The organism is Streptomyces sp. NPDC001348 (assembly GCF_053597535.1).
In genome coordinates this window covers 23,027-44,984 of sequence record NZ_JBSFIK010000033.1, presented here as the reverse complement: position 1 = coordinate 44,984, position 21,958 = coordinate 23,027, and the positions used below count along the sequence as shown (strand labels likewise).

Annotated in this window: 17 protein-coding genes and 1 pseudogene; 9 read left to right on the top strand and 9 right to left on the bottom strand. The window is 71.4% G+C overall.

What is annotated here, in order from left to right:
* From ACWC21_RS29145 to ACWC21_RS29120, 6 genes are all read right to left on the bottom strand, one after another.
* Complete coding sequence (locus ACWC21_RS29145; protein ID WP_450885995.1) at nucleotides 1-897, bottom strand: alkaline phosphatase family protein; 897 nt, start codon at nucleotides 895-897, stop codon at nucleotides 1-3.
* A gap of 212 nt (nucleotides 898-1,109) precedes the next feature.
* Nucleotides 1,110-2,453 carry an FAD-binding oxidoreductase gene (locus ACWC21_RS29140; RefSeq protein WP_450885994.1) on the bottom strand — a complete coding sequence of 448 codons (1,344 nt, stop codon included), beginning with the start codon at nucleotides 2,451-2,453 and terminating at the stop codon, nucleotides 1,110-1,112.
* A 30-nt stretch (nucleotides 2,454-2,483) separates the two neighbouring features.
* Nucleotides 2,484-3,425, bottom strand: a complete 942-nt coding sequence (locus ACWC21_RS29135) for an NmrA/HSCARG family protein (protein ID WP_450885993.1) — start codon at nucleotides 3,423-3,425, stop codon at nucleotides 2,484-2,486.
* 42 nt (nucleotides 3,426-3,467) lie between these two features.
* Nucleotides 3,468-4,412, bottom strand: coding sequence for an alpha/beta hydrolase (locus ACWC21_RS29130; protein WP_450885991.1), 945 nt, complete (start codon nucleotides 4,410-4,412; stop codon nucleotides 3,468-3,470).
* Nucleotides 4,413-4,451: 39 nt separating this feature from the next.
* Complete coding sequence (locus tag ACWC21_RS29125; RefSeq protein WP_450885990.1) at nucleotides 4,452-5,396, bottom strand: NADP-dependent oxidoreductase; 945 nt, start codon at nucleotides 5,394-5,396, stop codon at nucleotides 4,452-4,454.
* 294 nt (nucleotides 5,397-5,690) lie between these two features.
* Nucleotides 5,691-6,515 carry a helix-turn-helix transcriptional regulator gene (locus ACWC21_RS29120; protein ID WP_450885988.1) on the bottom strand — a complete coding sequence of 275 codons (825 nt, stop codon included), beginning with the start codon at nucleotides 6,513-6,515 and terminating at the stop codon, nucleotides 5,691-5,693.
* 334 nt (nucleotides 6,516-6,849) lie between these two features.
* On the opposite strand from ACWC21_RS29120, the pseudogene ACWC21_RS29115 reads away from it, so the two are divergent.
* Together ACWC21_RS29115 and ACWC21_RS29110 are read left to right on the top strand one after the other, a co-directional pair.
* Nucleotides 6,850-7,649: pseudogene (locus ACWC21_RS29115) on the top strand (phosphotransferase).
* Nucleotides 7,650-7,739: 90 nt separating this feature from the next.
* A complete protein-coding gene (locus ACWC21_RS29110; protein ID WP_450885987.1) occupies nucleotides 7,740-8,669 on the top strand; it encodes a DUF72 domain-containing protein in 930 nt (309 codons plus the stop codon).
* A 213-nt stretch (nucleotides 8,670-8,882) separates the two neighbouring features.
* On the opposite strand, the gene ACWC21_RS29105 is transcribed toward ACWC21_RS29110, so the two are convergent.
* On the bottom strand, nucleotides 8,883-9,293 hold the full coding sequence (locus tag ACWC21_RS29105; protein WP_450885985.1) for a VOC family protein: 411 nt from the start codon (nucleotides 9,291-9,293) through the stop codon (nucleotides 8,883-8,885).
* A 58-nt stretch (nucleotides 9,294-9,351) separates the two neighbouring features.
* Here ACWC21_RS29105 and ACWC21_RS29100 point away from each other — a divergent pair, with 58 nt between their 5' ends.
* Both ACWC21_RS29100 and ACWC21_RS29095 read left to right on the top strand, forming a co-directional pair.
* Nucleotides 9,352-9,822, top strand: a complete 471-nt coding sequence (locus ACWC21_RS29100; RefSeq protein WP_450885983.1) for a MarR family winged helix-turn-helix transcriptional regulator — start codon at nucleotides 9,352-9,354, stop codon at nucleotides 9,820-9,822.
* Nucleotides 9,823-9,861: 39 nt separating this feature from the next.
* Nucleotides 9,862-12,846 carry a bifunctional [glutamine synthetase] adenylyltransferase/[glutamine synthetase]-adenylyl-L-tyrosine phosphorylase gene (locus tag ACWC21_RS29095; protein ID WP_450885981.1) on the top strand — a complete coding sequence of 995 codons (2,985 nt, stop codon included), beginning with the start codon at nucleotides 9,862-9,864 and terminating at the stop codon, nucleotides 12,844-12,846.
* 76 nt (nucleotides 12,847-12,922) lie between these two features.
* Here ACWC21_RS29095 and ACWC21_RS29090 read toward each other — a convergent pair whose 3' ends face one another.
* Complete coding sequence (locus ACWC21_RS29090; RefSeq protein ID WP_450885979.1) at nucleotides 12,923-13,786, bottom strand: phosphatase PAP2 family protein; 864 nt, start codon at nucleotides 13,784-13,786, stop codon at nucleotides 12,923-12,925.
* 119 nt (nucleotides 13,787-13,905) lie between these two features.
* On the bottom strand, nucleotides 13,906-14,940 hold the full coding sequence (locus tag ACWC21_RS29085) for a LacI family DNA-binding transcriptional regulator (RefSeq protein ID WP_450885977.1): 1,035 nt from the start codon (nucleotides 14,938-14,940) through the stop codon (nucleotides 13,906-13,908).
* Nucleotides 14,941-15,334: 394 nt separating this feature from the next.
* On the opposite strand from ACWC21_RS29085, the gene ACWC21_RS29080 reads away from it, so the two are divergent.
* From ACWC21_RS29080 to ACWC21_RS29060, 5 genes are all read left to right on the top strand, one after another.
* Nucleotides 15,335-16,609: an extracellular solute-binding protein gene (locus ACWC21_RS29080; protein ID WP_450885975.1), complete on the top strand. Its 1,275-nt coding sequence runs from the start codon at nucleotides 15,335-15,337 to the stop codon at nucleotides 16,607-16,609.
* 108 nt (nucleotides 16,610-16,717) lie between these two features.
* Nucleotides 16,718-17,722, top strand: coding sequence for a carbohydrate ABC transporter permease (locus ACWC21_RS29075; protein WP_450885974.1), 1,005 nt, complete (start codon nucleotides 16,718-16,720; stop codon nucleotides 17,720-17,722).
* 19 nt (nucleotides 17,723-17,741) lie between these two features.
* Nucleotides 17,742-18,647, top strand: coding sequence for a sugar ABC transporter permease (locus tag ACWC21_RS29070; protein WP_450885972.1), 906 nt, complete (start codon nucleotides 17,742-17,744; stop codon nucleotides 18,645-18,647).
* A gap of 54 nt (nucleotides 18,648-18,701) precedes the next feature.
* On the top strand, nucleotides 18,702-20,393 hold the full coding sequence (locus ACWC21_RS29065; RefSeq protein WP_450885971.1) for a glycoside hydrolase family 13 protein: 1,692 nt from the start codon (nucleotides 18,702-18,704) through the stop codon (nucleotides 20,391-20,393).
* Nucleotides 20,394-20,526: 133 nt separating this feature from the next.
* The gene (locus ACWC21_RS29060) at nucleotides 20,527-21,897 is read left to right on the top strand and encodes an alpha-amylase (RefSeq protein ID WP_450885969.1); all 1,371 of its coding nucleotides are present in this window, start codon (nucleotides 20,527-20,529) and stop codon (nucleotides 21,895-21,897) included.
* The last annotated feature ends 61 nt before the right edge of the window (nucleotides 21,898-21,958 follow it).

Below are 21,958 nucleotides of genomic sequence, written 5' to 3'. Positions count from 1 at the left end.
TCAGGACGCCCAGATCCCGGTGATGTCCTTGGCGGAGGCCGCGTTGCCCGCGTGCGCGGTCAGGCCCTGGGTGTCCTCCAGGGTGCGCAGCAGGTCGTAGTGGTTGTACGTGGTGGCGGACGACGATCCGGGGGTCACCGGCTGGCCGTAGAGGACGGTCGGGATGCGGTTGCCGCTGAGCCGGTTGTCCTCGTCGAAGGTGACGACCAGGAGGCTGTTGTGGGTCTTGGCCCAGGTGGCGTAGGCGCCCAGGTTGTTCTTCAGCCAGGTGTCGCCGGTGGACACCGAGCAGTCGTGCATGTCGCTGCACAGGTTGGGGATCACGAAGGACAGCTGGGGGAGGGTGGAGTAGTCGGTCGGGAACTGCGCGAAGGTCTTCGCCGACGAGGTGGGTACGTTGCCGAAGCCGAACCACGGGTTGTGCTTCTGGGCGTAGTTGCCGCTGCTGCAGGTGGTCGAGCCCTGGCTGGGCAGGGACTCGTTGTAGCTGGCCCAGGTGCGGCCCGCGGCGATGGCCTCGGAGGCGAGGTTGGCGGCGGAGGAGAAGCCGGGATTGACGCAGCTGTCGTCGGTGACGCCCTGGGTGGAGCCGGAGAAGAGGGCGTAGTAGTTCGGCTGGCTCGGGTGGGTGATGGCGTACGACTGGGTGAGGTTGGCTCCGCCGGTCTTGAGCGAGTTGATGTACGGGGCGCTGGAGGAGCCGATGACCTGGCTGTAGGCGTGGTTCTCCATGACCACGACGATCACGTGGTCGGGTGTCGGTACGGCGCCCGCGGCGTGCGCGGACTCACCGCCGAGCCCGGCCCACAGGCCGACCGCGGCAGCGGCGAAGGCGGTTGCCGACGCCACCGCGGTACGGGCGCGGCGATACGCGGACTTGGCAGAACTGCCGGACACATCAACCTCCGGAGGGGGGGGGAGAGCGGGGTTGGCGGTGCTGACAGAGCATGCGCACGTCAACACTACCCCGCGTCACGGTGTCCGGCACGGCGAGTGAAGACCGGGTGAACTGTCCCGGTCGGGCCGCTGGGGTCCCGCGAGGTCGGCCGGTACTCCGCCGGCCGGGGGAAGCGGGCCCACTTCCCTGGGCAGGCGGATGACGTCCGGGCTCAGTCACGGGTCGGCGCGACATCGCCGGCGAACAGGCCGGCCGGGTCGACGGCGAGGCGCACGCGCTCCACCCGGACACGGGTGTGGTCGTCGTGCGTACGTTGGGGCTGCGCGAAGTGGTCGACGAAGTTGGGCGCCGTGTAACCCGTCAGGAAGGGCCCGATGGCGGCTCGTACCGCCTTGAGGTCCCTCGCGGTCACCTCGCCGGCCAGGCCGACCCCGTGATAGAGCAGCGGTGCCGACAGATGGCCGAGCACGCCGCCGTTCGGCGGGGCCACGGCGAAGGCGCCGCCGAGCTGGCGCAGTTCGAGCGCCACCAGGCTCGGCCCCGCGTCCAGCGTGTGCGCCCAGCCGGCCGCGTCGATCTCGTGGACCAACGCGGAGTCCGAGTCGAAGGGCACCGGTTGCAGCGGGTCCATGTGGGTCAGCGGCAGGGCCTGCGGCGGGGCGACCGCCCACGTGTTCGCCACGGGCTGGGCGATCGCGGACAGCGTGGACAGCATCTCGTCCAGGACGCGCTGGGCGGCAGGCAGGTCGGACTCGGCCGAGACCGTCACCGCGCCGTCCAGGGCGACCACGCGCTTGCCTGCCAGGTACGGCGGGAGGACGGGCAGCGGCGGGAGGGACAGCACGCGGAAGCTGGTGGTGATGTCCGGTGGGGCGTTCCTCGCCCACGTCTGCCAGGCCGGTGCGAGCCGGGCGGCGTCGGCGCGGTCCCAGACCGCCATACCCGTGAGGACGCGGTGCATGGGGACCAGGTCGATCTCCGCCTCCACGACGACGCCGAACCCGCCGCCGCCACCGCGCAGCGCCCAGAACAGATCCGGGCGGTGCGTGGTGCTCGCTTCGATGACCTCGCCGTCGGCCAGAACGACGGTGAGGGACCGGATCGAGTTCGCGGCGAGGCCGAAACGGCGGCCGTAGAAGCTGATGCCGCCGCCTAGCAGGTAGCCGATGACGCCGACACCGCAGGACGAGCCGTGCAGGGCGGTGAGCCCGTACCGGGTCACCTCGGGCAGGACGTCGCCCCAGGTCCTGCCGGCGGGTACGCGGGCCGTCCGGGTTTCCGGATCGACGCGGACGGGTGCGTCGATGAGCGGACGCAGCAGCAGCGAGCCGGTCAACGGGGCGGTCCGGCCCATCGCGTGGCCGGTGGTGTTCAGCCGCAGCGCCCGGCCCGCCCGGCGTGCGGCGGCGACGGCGCGGACGACGTCGTCGATCGAGCGGGCGGTGAACGCCCCGGCCGGATCGACCGGTGCCGCGAGCTGGAAGGAGGCGCCCGCCTCCGCGTAGGCCGGGGTTCCGGGCGGACTGAACGGCGGGGTGTTGTCGGCGCTGGTCATGGACATTCCTCCGAGTCGCCGGGCTGCCGGTCAGGCTTCGAGCTCGGCACGACGCGCGACCAGGAAGTCGGTCAGGCTCAGGGGATCCGGGTTGAACGCGCGCGTAGCTTCGCGGGCGCGGCGACCGAGGTAGGACCCGGAGAACTCGGCGTAGTACTGGAACATGTTCCCCAGCTCATCGGCGCCGGGGAAGCCGAGGCCGCGGAACTGGTCGTGGCTGGGCGGGCGGTAGGCCACCGGCTCGCCGAGCACCGTGGCGAGGGCCGCCGCCATCTGTTCACCGGTCAGGTGATCGCCGGCCACGGGGACGGTGGCGCCGATCGTCTCCGACGGCTGCCGCAGTACACGCAGCGCCACCTGGCCGATGTCGTCGGAGGCGACGCCCGCGACGGCCGCGTCACCGAGCGGGAGGTGCAGGGCGAGCGTCCCGTCGGGGTCCCGTTGCGGTCTGGCGAGGGTGAGCAGGTTGTCCCAGAAGAAGGACAGCAGCAGGTACGTCGTGGGCAGGCCCGACTTGGCGAACAGGGCGTCGGCGGCCCCGCCCTTCACGTCGAAGTGCGGCACCCGGTACCCGTCGCCGATGAACGGCATCCGGTTGTCGTCGGCCGGGATCGCCTCCCGCGTGTCCTCGAGCGTCGACCACATGACGTGCCGCAGATCGGCTGCCCGGGCCGCGCTGATGAGGTTCTCCACCTCGGCCAGCTCCCGGGCGGGCGAACGATGCTCCCAGTACGGCGTGACGAGGAACGCGCCGTACGCACCGTCGAACGCCCGGCGCAGGCTGTCCTCGTCGGTCAGGCTCGCCTCCACCACGTGGGCGCCGCGCCCCGCCAGGGTCCGCGCCCTCGGCGAGGCGGCGTCGCGCGTCACCGCCCGTACGGTGAAGCCGCCGTCGGCCAGCAGCGCGGCCGCGACCGCACCGCCCTGGGTGCCGGTCGCGCCGAGCACCGTGATGACGTTGTCGTGGGACATCGGAATCCTCCTGTGATCTTTCCGTTCGTGCTGGAGCGAGGTTCAGAGCGACTTCAGGACGCGTACGCGGTCGGCGACGGCGCGCCGGGCGACGTCGGATGCGAAGGCGATGGAGTCGAACTCGTGCGGGGCGCCGGGGTGCAGGTGGAACTCCACGGGTACGCCGGCGCGGCTGAGCTTGGTCGCGTAGGCGGTGTCCTCGTCGCGGAAGGCGTCGAGTTGGCCGACCTCGATGTAGGCCGGGGGCAGGCCGGTGGCGTCCTCGAGCCGGGCCGGGGCCGCCGTGGCCGGGACGTCGGGCCCGCCGGCGGCGTCGCCGAGCAGGGCCGGCCAGGCGGTGCGGCTGTCGTCGTAGGACCACAGCAGGTACGGCTCGATGTGCGGGTCGGGTCCGGTGGTGCGGTCGTCGAGCATCGGCATGAGCAGGATCTGGCGGGCGATTCGCGGGCCTCCTCGCTCGCGGGCGAGGATCGACACGGCCGCGGCCATGCCGCCGCCGGCGCTGTCACCCATCACGCCGATCCGGCCGGGGTCGACTCCCAGCTCATCCGCGTGCCGGTGCAGCCAGCGCAGCGCGGTGTATGCGTCCTCGAGCGGCGTCGGGAAGGGGTGTTCGGGGGCGCGGCGGTACTCGACCGACAGCATCGGCACGCCGCTGGCGGACACATAGCGGGAGACCGGCCCGTCGAAGAGGTCGATGTGGCCGAAGATGTACCCGCCGCCGTGGAAGAACAGCACCGCAGGGCCCGGCGTCGCATCGTCCTTGGTGTACCAGCGCAGCCTGATCCGCGCACCGTCGTCGGCAGTCGTGTGGTGCTCGCTGGTCCGCACGTCGGCCGGGATCGGCTGGGCCGTTCCCGCCGCGTCGATGATCGGCTCCCAGACGGCGCGGCGGCCCGCGATGTCGCCCACCGGCGGCGGCGTGAGGCCCGCGTCGGCCATCGGGGCCAGCGCCTGGGCGATCTCGGGATCCAGTGAGAGTGACATGGTTGTTTCCTTACTGTCCTGCTCAGATGTGACGGTGTGTCAGGCGGCCGGTGCGACGATGACGACCTTGCCGTGCAGCTCGCCCTTGGCGGCCTGGACGTGGACTGCCTCCAGCTCCGCCAGCGGCACTCGCTGCGCCACGTCGACGCGCAGTTCGCCGGAGTCGATCAGCGCCACCAGCCGCGACAGCTGCTCGGCGTCGCTGTCGACGAACAGGTCGATGCCGCGCACGCCGCGCTCCTCGTCGGAGGGGGCGGGCATCCACACCGTGGTGTTCACCAGCACTCCACCGGAACGGATCAGGGTGAGCAGAGCGGCCAGCCGCGCCGGGTCGATCGGCGCGAGGTTGAGCACGACGTCGACCGGATCGGTCACCGCCGCGGTGACCTCGGTGGTGGTGTGGTCGACGACCTCGTCGGCGCCCGCCGCCCGGACCTGCTCGGCGCTGCGCGGACCGGCCGTGGCGATCACGTACGCGCCGGCGTTCTTGGCCAGTTGCACGGCGTAGCCGCCGACCGCGCCGCCCGCGCCGTTGATGAGCACGCGCTGTCCCGCCGTCAGCTTCGCGTGGTCGAACAGCGCCTGCCAGGCGGTGAGACCCACCAGCGGCAGCGCGGCGGCATCGGCCAACGGGATGCCGACGGGCGCCGGCGTCAGGATCCCGGCCGGAGCCACCACGTACTCCGCGGCCGCGCCGTCGCCCGTCATCGGCAGGAAACCGACGACCCGGTCACCGACCTGGACGCCGGTCACGCCCGCAGCCAGCGTTTCGACCGTGCCGGCGACATCGATGCCGGGAGTGTGCGGCAGCGTCACCGGGATGGGACCCTGCATGAAGCCCCCGCGGATGTTGCCGTCGACGCCGTTGAACGATGTCGCGGCAACCCGGATCAGAACCTGCCCGGCGCCGGGGACGGGCTGCTCGACGTCCTCGTGACGCAGGACGCCCGGCTCGCCGTACTCGTGGAAACGCACTGCCTTCATCGGAATCCCTCGACTTTCGTTGCGAGATGTGATTCAAATTTGAATCACTTTTGGGCCGTGGCGTGCTTCGGATGCGAAGCACGGACCGTGTGGTGTGAGCAGGCCGACAGCCGGAGGTGCCCAGTCGCCCACTTCCGTGTGCGACTGATCAAGCATCGCGTCGACCGGAACCCGGATGAAGGTCCTGCTTACCCAGGGACTAGTTGTCCGCGTCTAACGGTGCGTCGAGGCAGAGGCGTGGCTGAGCGAGACGGGGCACCACGAGCGCACCCGGCACACCGGGAAGCCGGCGGGCTACTTCACCGCCGCGGCCAGGAGCTGGAGCTTCTCCTGACTCGGTGAGCCGGGCGCCGCGGAGAACACAAGCAGCTCCTGGGCCGCGTCGGGGTCCACCAGACGCTGGCCGTACATCTCCAGCTCGCCGAGCTCGGGATGCAGGTAGCGCTTGAGGTCGTGGTGGTGGGTGACGTCTATTTCGTGTCGCCGCCAGACCTCGCCGAACTCCGGGCTGACTTCCAGCAGCGCCGCGACGATCTCGCCGGCCCTGCCCTCGGGGTCCGCCGTGTACGCCACCCGGATCTCCACGGTGAAGACCCTGCCCCGCAGCTCGTGGTCCTCGGCGGGATAGAGGGCACGCTGCGCCGGGTCGGTGAACCAGCGGTACACCAGGTAGCGCGACATGCCGCTGAACCGGGTGTAGTCGCCGAACAGGGCGACCGCCGGAGGAGTCTGCAGCAGGGTCTCGCCGAAACGGGAGAAGACCAGTGCCGGGGTGTCGGAAAGCCGCTCGACGATGCGCCTCATGGTGGGGCTGACATGATCGTCGCCCGGGCCCCGCCGCGGCGCCGCGTGTCCGCCGAGCTCGAACAGGTACTCCCGCTCACTGAGGCTGAGGTCCAACGCCCGGGCGAGTGCGGCGAGCATCTGCTCCGAGGGCATCGGACCGCGTCGCTGCTCGATCCGGCTGTAGTAGTCGGCCGACATACCGGCCAGCGCGGCGACCTCCTCCCGCCGCAGTCCGCCGGTGCGGCGACGGGCACTGCGCGGGAGCCCGACGTCCTCGGGCTGCAGCGCCCCACGACGCGCCCGGAGGAAATCGGCCAGCAGTACCCGGTCCATCTTTCTCTCCGCCCCCACGAAAAGACGCATGCCGAGGGACTGTCCGGTCGGCGAGGTCAACCGTACCGGAGGGGCGAGGACACCGGACCGGCGTTCCAGGCTCATGTCGCATGCTCGGCGACCCCATGGCGGCGCGGCGACGACGCCGCGTCCCGCGTCCCGCGACTCGTGAGTCAGGAGCGGTAACGGGTCGACAACTCCGGGGACCGGCCGCCGAACGCGGCGACGCCGGCGTCGAACGCACTCCGCAGCAGGTCGTCCTGCTCGACACCCGGCGCGCGTATTCACGACCGCGCGGACCCCGGACAACTCATCCGGCGTTAGCGTGATCGTCATGACAGCTGAAGGTGAGGCGCTGGTCGGGGGATGGCGAACGCGGGGGCGGTCCTCCGCCGGGATGCGTTGGTCGAGCGCCCGGCGCCGCGCAACGCGCGCGCTCTGCATGCCTATCTCCTCGCGCTGAAGGAGCACGGCTTCGACGCGGCGCCGGCCCCTGTCGGTCTCACCGCGGACGGCCGTGAGCAGCTGACCTTCGTCCCAGGCGAGGTTGCTCTGCCGCCGTTCCCGGACTGGGCGATGACGAAGGCTGCCCTCGCATCGGTGGGGAGCCTGCTGCGGCGCCTGCATGAGGCCGGCGCGGCCATCGCGGTCGACACCCGTGCCGAGTGGCCCCGGGACCTGGCCGACCCGGAGGGGGGAACGACGCTGTGCCACAACGACGTGTGCCCGGAGAACGTCGTCTTCCGCGACGGCCGTGCCGCTGCCCTGATCGATTTCGACTTGGCGGCCCCGGGCCGCCCCCTCTGGGACATCGCCATGACCGCCCGCTACTGGGTGCCCATGGTCGATCCCGGATAGGCAGCCGCCCTCCACCCCTCCGGGCTGGACGCGGCCGCACGGCTGCGGATCCTTGCCGACGGCTACGGCCTCTCGGCGGGGGAGCGCGCCGAGTTGCCCGGTGTCGTCGAGCAGGCCACGGAGGTCTGCCGGGCCTTCGTCGCCCGCCGCGTGGCCGACGGTGACCCCGTCTATCTCCAGGCGCTGGCCGAGCGTGGTGGATGGGAACGCTGGGACCGTGTGCAGACCTGGCTGGTGGACCACCGGCAGACGTTCACGGCCGCCCTGCTGAACTGACCGGCCCGGACGTTCGAGGACAAACTCCCCTCCGGGAATCCGCGAACTCGCGTGCTTCTGGGTAACACGCTCCTGGGTACCCACGGACGCATGGCGGAGATTCTGGTGGGGACGTGCTCCTGGACGGACCGGGCGCTGGTGACGAGCGGGTGGTATCCGCGCGGGCGGCGCGACGCCGAGGGGCGGCTGCGGTACTACGCCGAGCAGTTCCCGGTGGTGGAGGCGGACTCCGCGTACTACGCGCTGCCCAGTGCGCGCACCAGCGGGCTGTGGGTGGAGCGCACCCCGGACGGCTTCGTCTTCGACGTCAAGGCGTTCTCCCTGCTCACGGGGCATCCGACGCGGCCGGCGGCGCTGCCCGCCGACTTACGGCCCGCGCTGGCCCGGCGGTGGTCGGCCGAGGCCGATCCGGGTCTGCTCGACGAGGTGTGGGCGCGGTACGCCGAGGCGCTGGAGCCGCTGCGGCAGGCGGGGCGCCTGGGCACCCTGCTGTTCCAGTTCCCGCCGTCGCTCGCTCCCGGGGCGGAGGCCGAGGCGTTCCTGGGGCGGTGCCGGGAACGGGCCCGGGGGTGGCCGTTCGCCGTGGAGTTCCGGCACCCGGGGTGGTGGCGACCCGACCGCGAGGCGTCCACCGTCGCGCTGCTCGCGGACCTGGACGCGGCGGCCGTGGCCGTCGACACGGTGCAGGGGCTGCCCACCTCGATGCCGCCGGTCGTGCCCGTGGCGGCGCGGCGGCTCGGCGTCGTCCGGTTCCACGGGCGCAGTCCGCAGTGGGGGACGGGTACGAAGGAGGACCGCTTCCGGCACGAGTACACCGAGCGGGAGCTGGCGGAGTGGCTGCCCGCGGTGCGGTCCCTGGCCGAACGCACGGACCGGCTGCACCTGCTGTTCAACAACTGCTGCGCCGACGCGGCGGTCCGGGCGGCCGCGATGATGCGGGGGCTGCTGGTGTCGGCGGCGCTGCCCCACCAGGTGCGGCGGGCGCCGGCGGCGGTGGGTGGGGGCGGGGCGGGGAGCTGACCGGTGCGTGCGGCCGGGCCGGGCGTTTCTCGCCCCCCGCCCCTGCCCTTCCCGTCCCCAGGGGCTCCGCCCCTTCGACCCCGCCAGGGGGCTGCGGCCCCTGGACCCCCCTTCGGCCTGAACGGCCTCGTCCTCAAACTCCCCCAGAGGGGGCACCCCCAGACGGGCTGAGTAATGCTGGCCGGCACTGACATGGGCCCGGGGGGCCGCGGCTCAGTACGACTGCAGTTCCAGCAGGTTGCCCTCCGGATCGCGGACATGTGCGGTGCGCAGGGTCGGGCCCCATTCCGGGCGGGCCGCCGGGGCCGTGACGGCGTGGGCGCCGTGGGACAGGCAGAGAGCATGGGCGGTGTCGACGTCGTCGACCCGGGTGACCAGCATGACCGCGTCCTGGGACGGGGCGGGCGCGGACGCCGGCAGGTTCGCGGTTCCCGCCACCTCGGCCATCGCCGCCCGGTCGAACAGCGTCACGGCGCCCTCGCCGCGGACGTCCCAGTGCGCGTACGGCCCCTGCTCGTCGCCCTGGACGAGCTCGGCGCCGGTCAGCTCGGGCAGGACGGCGTCGTAGAACCGGAAGCAGTCGGTGAACCGGGTGACGAGCAGGCGGGGGTGCAGGGCGTCCATCAGGGTTCCTATTCGTAGGTTGCGACCAACGATTGGTGGTGACCATACAATGGGCCGCATGTCCGGTACACCCCCGAGCCTCACCGCCCTCACGACCTATCTGCTGTCCAAGGTGGGCAAGCACGCCCGAGGGGAACTCGCGCAGCGCCTCGGCTCCAGGGGGCTGCGCCTGTGGCACATGGCGACCCTCGCCGCGCTCGCCGACTTCGGGCCGCGGGCCCAGCGCGAGCTGTCCGACCTGCTCGCCATCCACACCAGCGACATGGCCAAGCTGCTCGACGAACTCACCCGGCGCGGAGACGTCACCCGGGACCGCGACCCCGCGGACCGCCGCCGAGTGCTGGTGGCCGTCACACCGGCCGGCAGGCGCACCCTGGCCGGTCTCCAGGCCGACGCCACGGCCGTCCAGGACACGGTCCTCGCGCCCCTCAGCGCCGAGGAGACCGCCGTACTGCACGGGCTCCTGCTGCGGCTGTACGAGGAAGCGCGCACTGACCGGGACGGGGCACGTGGCGGGGACTCCGGTTAGGCTCTGGCCAGTACGACCTTGATCCGAGGGAGGCCGGGGATGGCGGGGCCGGGGCGCAGAAGCAGTACCTTCACGCGGCTGCTGCGGCACGGCTTCACCGATCCGTCGGCCGCCGAGCGGCTGCTGGACAGCGCCGAACTGGCGGCCGTGCGGAACGACCCGGTGCTGCTGGAGGCGCTGGGCGCGACCGCCGACCCCGATCTGGCGCTGCTGGGACTCGTACGGCTGCTGGAGGCGCAGCAGGGCCGGGAGCTGCTGGACACCGTCATAGCGGCCAAGCCGCTGCGGGACCGGCTGCTGGGCGTGCTCGGCGCGTCCGCCGCGCTCGCCGACCACCTCGCCAGGCATCCGCACGACTGGCAGGCCCTCGTCACCTACGAACCCAGGGACCTGCACCCGGGGGTGGAGGAGTTCGAGCGCGGGCTGGCCGAGGCCACCGACCCCGTGTCCCTGCGCGTCGCCTACCGCCGCTGCCTGCTGTCCATCGCCGCCCGCGACGTGTGCGGCACCACGGACGTCGCCGAGACCGCCGCCGAACTCGCCGACCTGGCCACGGCCACCCTGCGCGCCGCCCTCGCCCTGGCCGGTGCCGCCGCGCCCGCCGACGCCCAGGCGTGCCGGCTCGCGGTGATCGCGATGGGCAAGTGCGGCGGCCACGAGCTGAACTACGTCTCCGACGTCGACGTCATCTTCGTGGCCGAGGCCGCCGACGGCGTCGACGAGGGCAAGGCCCTGAAGTCCGCCACCCGGCTCGCCTCGCACATGATGCGGATCTGTTCCGAGACGACCGTCGAGGGCTCGATCTGGCCCGTGGACGCCAACCTCCGGCCCGAGGGCAGAAACGGTCCGCTGGTGCGGACGCTGAGCAGCCACCTCGCCTACTACCAGCGCTGGGCCAAGACCTGGGAGTTCCAGGCCCTGCTCAAGGCCCGCCCGGTGGCCGGGGACCTCGATCTGGGGGAGGAGTACGTCGCTGCCGTCGAACCCCTGGTCTGGAAGGCCGCGGAGCGTGAGAACTTCGTCGCCGACGTGCAGAAGATGCGCCGCCGCGTGGTGGAGAACATCCCCGCCGCCGAGGTCGAGCGCGAGCTGAAGCTGGGCCCCGGCGGCCTCAGGGACGTCGAGTTCGCCGTGCAGCTGCTGCAGCTGGTGCACGGCCGCACCGACCCGTCGCTGCGCAGCGGCACCACCCTCGACGCCCTCCAGGCCCTCGCGGCCGGCGGCTACGTCGGCCGGGCGGACGCCGTGCAGCTCGACGAGGCCTACCGCTTCCTGCGCTCCATGGAGCACCGCATCCAGCTCTACCGGCTGCGCCGCACCCACCTCGTCCCCGAGGACGAGGCGGACCAGCGGCGCCTCGGCCGCTCCCTCGGTCTGCGCGCCGACCCGGTGGCCGAGCTCAACCGTGAGTGGAAGCGGCACGCGGCCGTCGTCCGCCGGCTGCACGAGAAGATCTTCTACCGGCCCCTGCTGGACGCCGTCGCCCAGCTCGCCCCGGGCGAGGCCCGGCTCAGCCCGGAGGCGGCCCGGGAACGCCTGGTCGCCCTCGGCTACGCCGACCCCGCCGCCGCACTGCGCCACCTGGAGGCCCTGGCATCCGGCGTCACCCGCAAGGCCGCCATCCAGCGCACCCTGCTCCCCGTCCTGCTCGGCTGGTTCGCCGACTCCGCGGACCCGGACGCCGGCCTGCTCAACTTCCGCAAGGTCTCCGACGCCCTCGGCAAGACCCCCTGGTACCTGCGGCTGCTCAGGGACGAGGGCGCGGCGGCGGAGAACCTGGCCCGCGTCCTGTCGGCCGGCCGTCTCGCCCCCGACCTGCTGATGCGCGCCCCCGAGGCGGTCGCCCTGCTCGGCGACGGCGACGGCGGCGGCCTCGAACCGCGCTCCCGCGCCCACCTCGAGCAGGAGATCCTCGCCGCCGTGGGCCGTGCCGGCAGCGCCGCCCAGGGCGTCACCGCGGCCCGCGGCGTCCGCCGCCGGGAGCTGTTCCGCACGGCCGCCGCGGACATCGTCGATTCCTACGGCACCGAGGCCAACCCGGCCGAGCCCGACCAGGGCGCGCTGGTGGACCGGGTCGGCGGCGCCGTCTCCGACCTCACGGCGGCCACCCTCGCCGGCACCCTGCGCGCGGTGGTCCGCGAGGGCTGGGGCGACACCCTGCCCACCCGGTTCGCGATCATCGGCATGGGCCGCTTCGGCGGGCACGAGCTGGGCTACGGCTCCGACGCCGACGTCCTGTTCGTGCACGAACCGCAGGACGGCGTGGACGAACGGGAGGCCGCGGACGCCGCGAACAAGGTCGTCGCCGAGATGCGCCGCCTGCTCCAGCTGCCCAGCGCCGACCCGCCCCTGCTCATCGACGCCGACCTGCGCCCCGAGGGCAAGTCCGGACCGCTGGTGCGCACCCTGAAGTCCTACGAGGCCTACTACCGCCGCTGGTCCCTGACCTGGGAGTCGCACGCGCTGCTGCGGGCCGAGCCGGTCGCCGGGGACGAGGACCTCGCCCGCCGCTTCATCGAGCTGGTCGACCCGTTGCGCTACCCGGAGCAGGGCCTCGGCGAGGAGGCCGTGCGCGAGATCCGCCGGCTGAAGGCGCGCATGGAGTCCGAACGCCTCCCGCGCGGCGCCGACCCGAAGCTGCACACCAAGCTCGGGCCCGGCGGGCTGTCCGACGTCGAGTGGACCGTGCAGCTGCTGCAGCTCCGGCACGGCCGCCGCGAGTCCGGGCTGCGCACCACCCGTACCCGGGCGGCCATCGCCGCCGCCCGCGACGCCGGACTCATCCCGGCCGAGGACGCCGAGACCCTCGACGAGGCCTGGGTCCTCGCGACCCGTGTGCGCAACGCCGTCATGCTGGTCCGCGGGCGGGCCGGCGACACCTTCCCCTCCGACGCCCGCGAGCTCGCCGCCGTCGGCCGCTACCTGGGCTACGGCGAGGGGCGCGCCGGCGACATGCTCGACGCGTACCGCCGTACGGCGCGCCGGGCGCGGGGAGTGGTGGAGGAACTCTTCTACGAGGGCTGAGTCCGTGTGGGCTGGGTCCGTGTGGGCTGGGTCCGCGGGGGCTGGGTCCGCGGGGGCCGAGTCCGCGAGGGCCGCCTCACGCCTCGCCGGCCGGTACCGGCTCGGGCGCCGTCCGGGCCCGGGTCACCCGTGGCAGGGTGTGGGGCAGGGACCCGTACCAGACCCGGGCCGCCGTGAGGCCGAAGCCCAGGCACAGGGCGCCGCCGACCGCGTCGAGCCAGAAGTGGTTGGCGGTGGCGACGATCACCAGCAGCGTCGCCGCCGGGTACAGCACCCCCAGCACGCGCACCCACGGCACTCCCGCCAGCGCGAAGAGGGCCAGCCCGCACCACAGGGACCAGCCGATGTGCATCGACGGCATCGCCGCGTACTGGTTCGACATGTGCTTCAGGTCGCCGGAGGCCATCGACCCCCAGGTCTGGTGGATCGCCACCGTGTCCACGAAGCCGCCGCCGCGCATCAGCCGGGGCGGGGCGAGCGGGAACAGGTAGTAGCCGAGCAGGGCCACGCCCGTCGTCGCGAACAGCACCGTCCGGGCCGCCGCGTACCGGCCCGGATGCCTGCGGTAGAGCCATACCAGCACGCCCAGCGTCACCGCGAAGTGCAGCGTCGCGTAGTAGTAGTTCATGCCCACGATCAGCCAGTTCACCGCGTTCACGGTCTGGTTGACGGACTGCTCGACGGCGACCCCGAGGCGGTGCTCCAGCTGCCAGATCCAGTCGGCGTTGCGCAGTGCCTCACCGCGCTGTTCCGGAACCGCGTTGCGGACCATCGAGTACGTCCAGTAACTGACCGTGATGAGCAGCATCTCGAACCACAGCCGGGGGTGGCGCGGAACGCGCATCCGGCGGAGCACACCGGCGGCCACTCCGTCCGTGACAGGGTGCGGAACGGTCTTCTGTTCGCGACCTTCCGGCTCAGTCACGGTCGAATCGCCCATAGGCACAGAGTCTGCCAGAAAAGCGGTCAAGGTCGGATCATCGCGCGGCCGTGCCCCGTTCGCGCGTCGTACAACGAGGGCACTCGGGGTCCCGGGCCACCGAGGTCGGTCCGGTCGCCCTAGGGGCGTTTCCGGTCCCCGGGGGCCGACGCGGTCGACCCGCGTACCACCAGTTCCGGCATGAACACGAACTCGCTGTGCGGCGCGGGGGTCCCGCCGATCTCCTCCAGCAGCGTCCGCACCGCCGCCTGGCCCATCGCCGGGACCGGCTTGCGGATGGTGGTCAGCGGCGGGTCGGTGAACGCGACCAGCGGGGAGTCGTCGAAACCCACCACCGACACGTCCTGGGGGACCCGCAGGCCGCGCTGCCGGGTGGCCCGTATCGCGCCCAGGGCCATCATGTCGCTGGCGCAGACCACGGCCGTGCAGTCCCGGTCGATCAGCGCGGTGGCGGCGGCCTGGCCGCCCTCCAGCGTGTAGAGGGAGTGCTGCACGAGCTCCGACTCGACGGCCTCGGCGCCCAGGCCCAGCTGGTCCTGCATGGCGCGCACGAAGCCCTCGATCTTGCGCTGCACCGGGACGAACCGTTTCGGTCCGAGTGCCAGGCCGATCCGGGTGTGGCCCAGCGAGACCAGGTGGGTCACCGCCAGGGTCATCGCCGCCCGGTCGTCGGGGGAGATGAACGGCGCCTGCACCTTCGGCGAGAAGCCGTCGACCAGCACGTACGGCACACCCTGTGCCCGCAGCCGCTCGTAGCGCTCCATGTCGGCGGTGGTGTCCGCGTGCAGTCCGGAGACGTAGATGATCCCGGCGACCCCCCGGTCGACGAGCATCTCGGTCAGCTCGTCCTCCGTCGACCCGCCCGGGGTCTGGGTCGCCAGCACCGGTGTGTAGCCCTGCCGGGTCAGCGCCTGGCCGATGACCTGCGCCAGGGCGGGGAATATCGGGTTCTCCAGCTCAGGGGTGATCAGGCCCACCAGGCCCTCGCTGCGCTGCCGCAGCCGGACCGGGCGCTCGTAGCCGAGCACGTCCAGCGCGGCGAGCACGGACTGACGGGTGGTGGCGGCGACGCCCGGCTTCCCGTTGAGGACGCGGCTGACGGTCGCTTCGCTCACCCCCGCCTGCGCAGCGATGTCCGCAAGCCGTGTGGTCACAGGCATGGACTGTACCGGCCTGGAATCGCCTTGCCCACCGATCGGACGCCGTGCACGGGCGGTCGGACGGCCCGCTGCCGGTTGCTGCGTCATCGCGCTCCCTCGTCCTTCTGGTCGGCCTCGCGTGGAAAGAGCTTGCAGAGTCTTGCACAAGTGTCCCCCTCCCCGCTGAGCGGCCCGGAAACCCGGTTGCGAGCGGGTCGAGGACAGGTCACGACACGGTAACCCGCCCACCGTCTTGCATTTTTTTGCTGCAAGGTCTTTCGCGGCGCTTGCATCGCTGTTACTTTCCCAGTCGCCCGGCCGCCCGGAACGGCGCAGTCGGCAAGACGGCAGGGGTGGCGGACGGGACCGCCCCCCCGCGGCACGCGGGCTCAACCCTCAAGGAGAACTCATGCGGCGTGGCATAGCGGCCTCCGCGCTGGTGGCGTCCCTCGCCCTCACGGCGACGGCGTGCGGTGGGAGCGACGGCGACAGCGGAAAGTCGGACGGCCCGGTGACCCTCACATGGTGGGACACCTCCAACGCCACCAATGAGGCGCCGACGTACCAGGCCCTGATCAAGCAGTTCGAGGCCGCCCACAAGAACATCAAGGTCAAGTACGTCAACGTGCCCTTCGACCAGGCGCAGAACAAGTTCGACACCGCCGCCGGCTCTCAGGGCGCCCCGGACATCCTGCGCTCCGAGGTCGGCTGGACCCCCGCCTTCGCCAAGAAGGGCTACTTCCTGCCGCTGGACGGCACCGAGGCCCTCGCGGACAAGGACAAGTTCAAGTCCAGCCTGATCACCCAGGCGCAGTACGACGGCAAGACGTACGGCGTGCCGCTGGTCACCGACACCCTGGCGCTCGTCTACAACAAGGCCCTGTTCAAGAAGGCCGGCGTCACCGAGGCCCCCAAGACCTGGGACGAGCTGAGGTCGGACGCCGCCAAGGTCAAGGCCAGGACCGGTGTCGACGGCTACTGGGGCTCCACCCAGGCCTACTACGCGCAGACCTTCCTCTACGGCGAGGGCACCGACACCGTCGACGCCTCCGCCAAGAAGATCACCGTCGACTCCGCCGCCGCGAAGAAGGCCTACGGCACCTGGCTCGGCCTCTTCTCCGGCAAGGGCCTGCACAAGGCCGACACCACGGCCGACGCCTACGCCCACATCCAGGACGCCTTCGTCAACGGCAAGGTCGCCGCGATCATCCAGGGCCCCTGGGAGATCACGAACTTCTACAAGGGCTCCGCCTTCAAGGACAAGTCCAACCTCGGCATCGCGACCGTCCCGGCCGGTTCCACCGGCAAGGCGGGCGCCCCGACCGGAGGCCACAACCTGTCCGTCTACGCCGGCTCGGACAAGGCCCACCAGGAAGCGGCGCTGAAGTTCGTGAACTTCATGACCTCGGCGAAGTCCCAGTCGGCCATCGCCCTGAAGAACTCCACGCTGCCCACACGGGACGACGCCTACACCGCCCAGGTCAAGGCCGACCCCGGTATCGCCGGCTACCAGGGCGTCCTCGCCGCCGCCCAGCCGCGCCCGGCGCTGCCCGAGTACAGCTCCCTGTGGGGGCCGCTGGACATCGAGCTCCCCAAGATCGCCGGTGGCAAGGAGTCGCTGGACAAGGGCCTGGGCAACGCCGAGGTCGCCATCACCAAGCTGGTGCCCGACTTCGGCAAGTGACCCCGCGTGGCCGTCGGATCCCTACAGGGGGGGGAGAGATCCGGCGGCCACCGGCCCGTGCCCCAGCCCGTCCCCTGATCCACAGGCCCTTGAGAAGGTTGTCGAACCATGACAGTCGCCATCGACCGCGCGACCGGCGAGCGCCGCGGTGACCGCGCGCCCCGGCCCGGGCTGGGGCAGCGCGTCAGACACGGATTCAGCAAGCACTGGTACGCCTACGCGATGATCGCACCGGTGGTCCTCGTGCTCGGCGTCATCGTGGGCTACCCGCTGATACGCGGCTTCTACCTGACCCTGACCGACGCCAACAGCCTCAACTCGGCGCGCACCATCGGCGTCAACCACATCGACGCCACGTACCGGTTCATCGGGCTCGACAACTACAAGGACATCCTGTTCGGCCCCTTGTCCTACGACCGGTTCTGGTCGCACTTCCTGTGGACCGTCTTCTGGACGGTCGCCTGCGTGACCCTGCACTACACCATCGGCCTCGGCCTCGCGCTGATGCTCAACGAGAAGCTGCGCGGCCGCACCCTCTACCGGGTGCTGCTGGTCCTGCCCTGGGCCGTGCCGACCTTCGTCACCGTGTTCTCCTGGCGGATCATGCTCTCCGACTCCGGCGTGCTCAACCAGGCCCTCCACGCGCTGCACCTGCCCCAGCCGCAGTGGCTGGAGGACACCTTCTGGCAGCGGTTCGCCGCGATCATGGTCAACACCTGGTGCGGCGTGCCGTTCCAGATGCTCTCCCTGCTCGGCGGCCTGCAGTCCATCGACTCCTCGCTCTACGAGGCCGCCGAGATGGACGGCGCGAGCGCCTGGCAGCGCTTCCGGCACGTCACCCTGCCGGGCCTGCGCTCGGTCAGCTCCACCGTGGTGCTGCTCGGCGTCATATGGACGTTCAACCAGTTCGCGATCATCTTCCTGCTGTTCGGCCCCACCAGCGCGCCCGACGCCCAGATCCTCGTCACCTGGGCCTACTACCTGGGCTTCGGGCAGCAGCCGCGCGACTTCGCCCAGTCCGCCGCGTACGGCGTACTGCTGCTGTCCGTCCTCACCGTCTTCACCTCCTTCTACTTCCGCTGGCTGAAGCGCAATGACCAGCTCGCCGTCTGACGCCGCAGGAGCCGCCGCCATGAGCACCACGACCCTGGAAAAGACACCCGCCGGGCCCGCCCCCGCCGCGCGGCCCGCCCGCCGCGACCGCCGGCGCGGCGAGCGCGGCCCGCTCGGCGCCGCCCTCCTGCACACCGGCCTCACCCTCGCGAGTCTCGTCGCGCTCGCCCCGGTGGCCTGGCTGATCTTCCTGTCCCTCGGCCCCGACAAGGACGACTACCTGCACCCGGGCAAGATCCTGGGCGAGCTCACCTTCTCCAACTACGACTTCGTGCTGCGGCACACCGCCTTCTTCGACTGGCTCAAGTCGACGATGATCGTGGCCCTCGGCACCACCCTGATCGGCGTCTTCGTCGCCGCCACCACCGGCTACGCCGTCTCGCGGATGCGCTTCCCCGGCTACAGGCCGCTGATGTGGGTGCTGCTGCTCACCCAGGCCTTCCCGATCGCCATCCTGATCGTGCCGATGTACGAGATCTTCAGCGAGCTCGGCCTCATCGACACCTACTGGGCCCTGATCGTCATCAACTGCACGACCGCCGTGCCGTACAGCGCCTGGCTGCTCAAGGGATACTTCGACACCATCCCCTTCGAGATCGACGAAGCGGGCCGCGTGGACGGGCTCACACCCTTCGGGACCTTCGCGCGGCTCATCCTGCCGCTGGCCCGCCCGGGGCTGGCCGTCGCCGCCTTCTACAACTTCATCACGGCCGTCGGCGAGGTCGCCTTCGCGACCACCTTCATGCTCGACGACTCGAAGTACACCTTCGCCGTCGGGCTGCAGAGCTTCGTCAGCGAGCACGACGCGCAGTGGAACTATATGGCCGCCACCGCAGTGTTGATCTCGATACCCGTGTCCGTGTTCTTCTACCTTGTCCAGAAAAACCTGGTGACCGGCCTCACCGCCGGCGGCACGAAGGGCTGAACCGGACCGCGGACGCCTCTTCACCGAACTGCAAGCACCCATCACAAGGACGCCATGAGCCAGCACTCCGCCGACCCGGCATCCAGCCCTGTTACCGAGTCAGCCGTCGCCACCGTCGCCCAGCGCCGCGACTGGTGGCGGGACGCGGTGATCTACCAGGTCTATCCGCGCAGCTTCGCCGACAGCAACGGCGACGGCATGGGCGACCTGGAGGGCGTGCGCTCCAGACTCCCCTATCTGCGCGACCTCGGCGTGGACGCCGTGTGGCTCAGCCCGTTCTACGCCTCGCCGCAGGCCGACGCCGGCTACGACGTGGCCGACTACCGCGCCGTCGACCCCATGTTCGGCAACCTGCTGGACGCCGACGCCCTGATCCGCGACGCGCACGGGCTCGGTCTCAAAGTCATCGTCGACATCGTGCCCAACCACTCCTCCGACCGGCACGAGTGGTTCAAGCGGGCGCTCGCCGAGGGCCCCGGCTCGCCGCTGCGGGACCGCTACCACTTCCGCCCGGGCAAGGGGAAGGACGGCGCGCTCCCGCCCAACGACTGGGAGTCCATCTTCGGCGGCCCGGCGTGGACCCGGGTCACCGAACCGGACGGCACGCCCGGAGAGTGGTACCTGCACCTCTTCGCGCCGGAACAGCCCGACTTCAACTGGGACCACCCGGCGGTGGGGGACGAGTTCCGCTCGATCCTGCGCTTCTGGCTGGACATGGGCGTGGACGGCTTCCGCATCGACGTGGCCCACGGCCTCGTCAAGGCGGCGGGGCTGCCCGACCTCGGCGTCCACGACCAGGTGAAGCTGCTGGGCAACGATGTCATGCCGTTCTTCGACCAGGACGGCGTGCACGAGATCTACCGCCGGTGGCGGCTGATCCTCGACGAGTACTCCGAGGACAGGATCTTCGTCGCCGAGGCCTGGACCCCGACCGTCGAGCGCACCGCCCACTACGTCCGTCCGGACGAACTCCACCAGGCCTTCAACTTCCAGTACCTGAGCACCTCGTGGGACGCGGACGAACTCCGCCAGGTCATCGACCGCACCCTCGAGGCCATGCGCCCGGTCGGCGCCCCGTCCACCTGGGTGCTGTCCAACCACGACGTCACCCGGCACGCCACCCGCTTCGCCAACCCGCCCGGCCTCGGCACCCAGATCCGCGCGGCGGGCGACCGTGCGCTGGGCCTGCGCCGGGCGCGCGCTGCCACCCTGCTGATGCTCGCCCTGCCCGGCTCGGCGTACGTCTACCAGGGCGAGGAACTCGGTCTCCCCGACGTCGTCGACCTGCCCGACGAGGTGCGCCAGGACCCGGCGTACTTCCGGGGCGCCGGCCAGGACGGCTTCCGCGACGGCTGCCGGGTGCCGATCCCGTGGACCCGCACGGGATCCTCGTACGGCTTCGGCAGCGGCGGCAGCTGGCTTCCGCAGCCGTCGAGCTGGGGGGAGCTGAGCGTCGAGGCGCAGACCGGTGTGCCGGACTCGACGCTGGAGCTGTACCGCGCCGCGATCGCCGCCCGCCGGGAACACCCCGCGCTCGGTGCGGGCGACGCGGTGGAGTGGCTGCGCGCCCCCGAGGGCGTCCTCGCGTTCCGGCGCGGGGAGTTCGTGTGCGTCGCGAACACCACGGGGGAGGCGGTGACGACCCCGGCGTACGGCCGGGTGCTGCTCACCAGCGGTGAGGTGACCGAGGCCGACGGCGAGGCGAAGGTGCCGGCCGACACGACGGTGTGGTTCACGGCCGTCTGACGGTCCCTCGGCAAGTTCTTGCATCAACTTCACCCGGCCCGCTGCCTTTTCAGGCGGCGGGCCTTTAACATCTGCGTCATCGCAACGTGGCTGGAATTTTTCAGCAAGCGCCTTCAACGGTGAAGGACCCCACATGGCACGCAGAACTCTTCTCGGGGCGCTGGCCCTCACGGCGACCCTTGTCATGAACCCGACTATCGCGCACGCCTCCCCACCCGGCACCAAGGACGTCACCGCCGTCCTGTTCGAGTGGAAGTACGCCTCGGTCGCCAAGGAGTGCACCAGCACGCTGGGCCCGGCCGGCTACGGCTACGTCCAGGTCTCCCCGCCCGCCGAGCACATCCAGGGCCCGCAGTGGTGGACGTCGTACCAGCCGGTGAGCTACCGGATCGCCGGACGGCTGGGCGACCGCGCGGCCTTCCAGGACATGGTGAACACCTGCCACGCGGCAGGCGTGAAAGTCGTGGTGGACACGGTCGTCAACCACATGTCGGCGGGCTCCGGCACCGGCACCGGCGGCTCCTCGTACACGAAGTACGACTACCCCGGACTGTATTCCGTCCACGACTTCGACGACTGCACCTCCCCGGTGACGGACTACTCCGACCGCTGGAACGTCCAGCACTGCGAACTCGTCGGCCTGGCCGACCTGGACACCGGCGAGGAGTACGTCCGCAAGACCATCGCCGGCTACCTGAACGACCTGCTCTCCCTCGGCGTCGACGGCTTCCGCATCGACGCCGCCAAGCACATCCCGGCGGACGACCTGGCCAACATCAAGTCCCGTCTGAACAACCCTTCCGCCTACTGGAAGCAGGAGGTCATCTACGGCGCCGGCGAGGCGGTCCAGCCGTCCGAGTACACCGGCAACGGGGACGTCCAGGAGTTCCGCTACGCCTACGATCTCAAGCGCGTCTTCCACAACGAGAAGCTCGCCTACCTGAAGAACTACGGCGAGGGCTGGGGCTACCTCAGCAGTTCGGTCGCCGGCGTCTTCGTCGACAACCACGACACCGAGCGCAACGGCTCCACCCTGAACTACAAGGACGGCGCCGACTACACCCTCGCCAACGTCTTCATGCTGGCCTGGCCCTACGGCGCCCCGGACATCAACTCCGGGTACGAGTGGACGGACGCCGACGCCGGACCGCCGAACGGAGGCACCGTGAACGCCTGCTGGCGGGACGGCTGGAAGTGCCAGCACGCCTGGCCGGAGATCAGGTCGATGGTCGCCTTCCGCAACGCGACCCGGGGGCAGGCCGTCACCGACTGGTGGGACGACGGCAACAACGCGATCGCCTTCGGGCGGGGCGGCAAGGGCTACGTGGCCGTCAACCACGAGTCCTCGTCCCTCAGCCGGACCTACCGGACCTCGCTGCCGGCGGGCACGTACTGCAACGTCCAGAGCAACACGACGGTCACCGTCGACTCCGGCGGGCAGTTCACCGCCACTCTCGGCTCGAACATGGCGCTGGCGATCTACGCCGGCAAGTCGAGCTGCTGAACCTCGCCCGACCGGAGCAACCGCGCGTGCGCCGTCCCCGCTCCGGTCCGAGGCTTGCTCC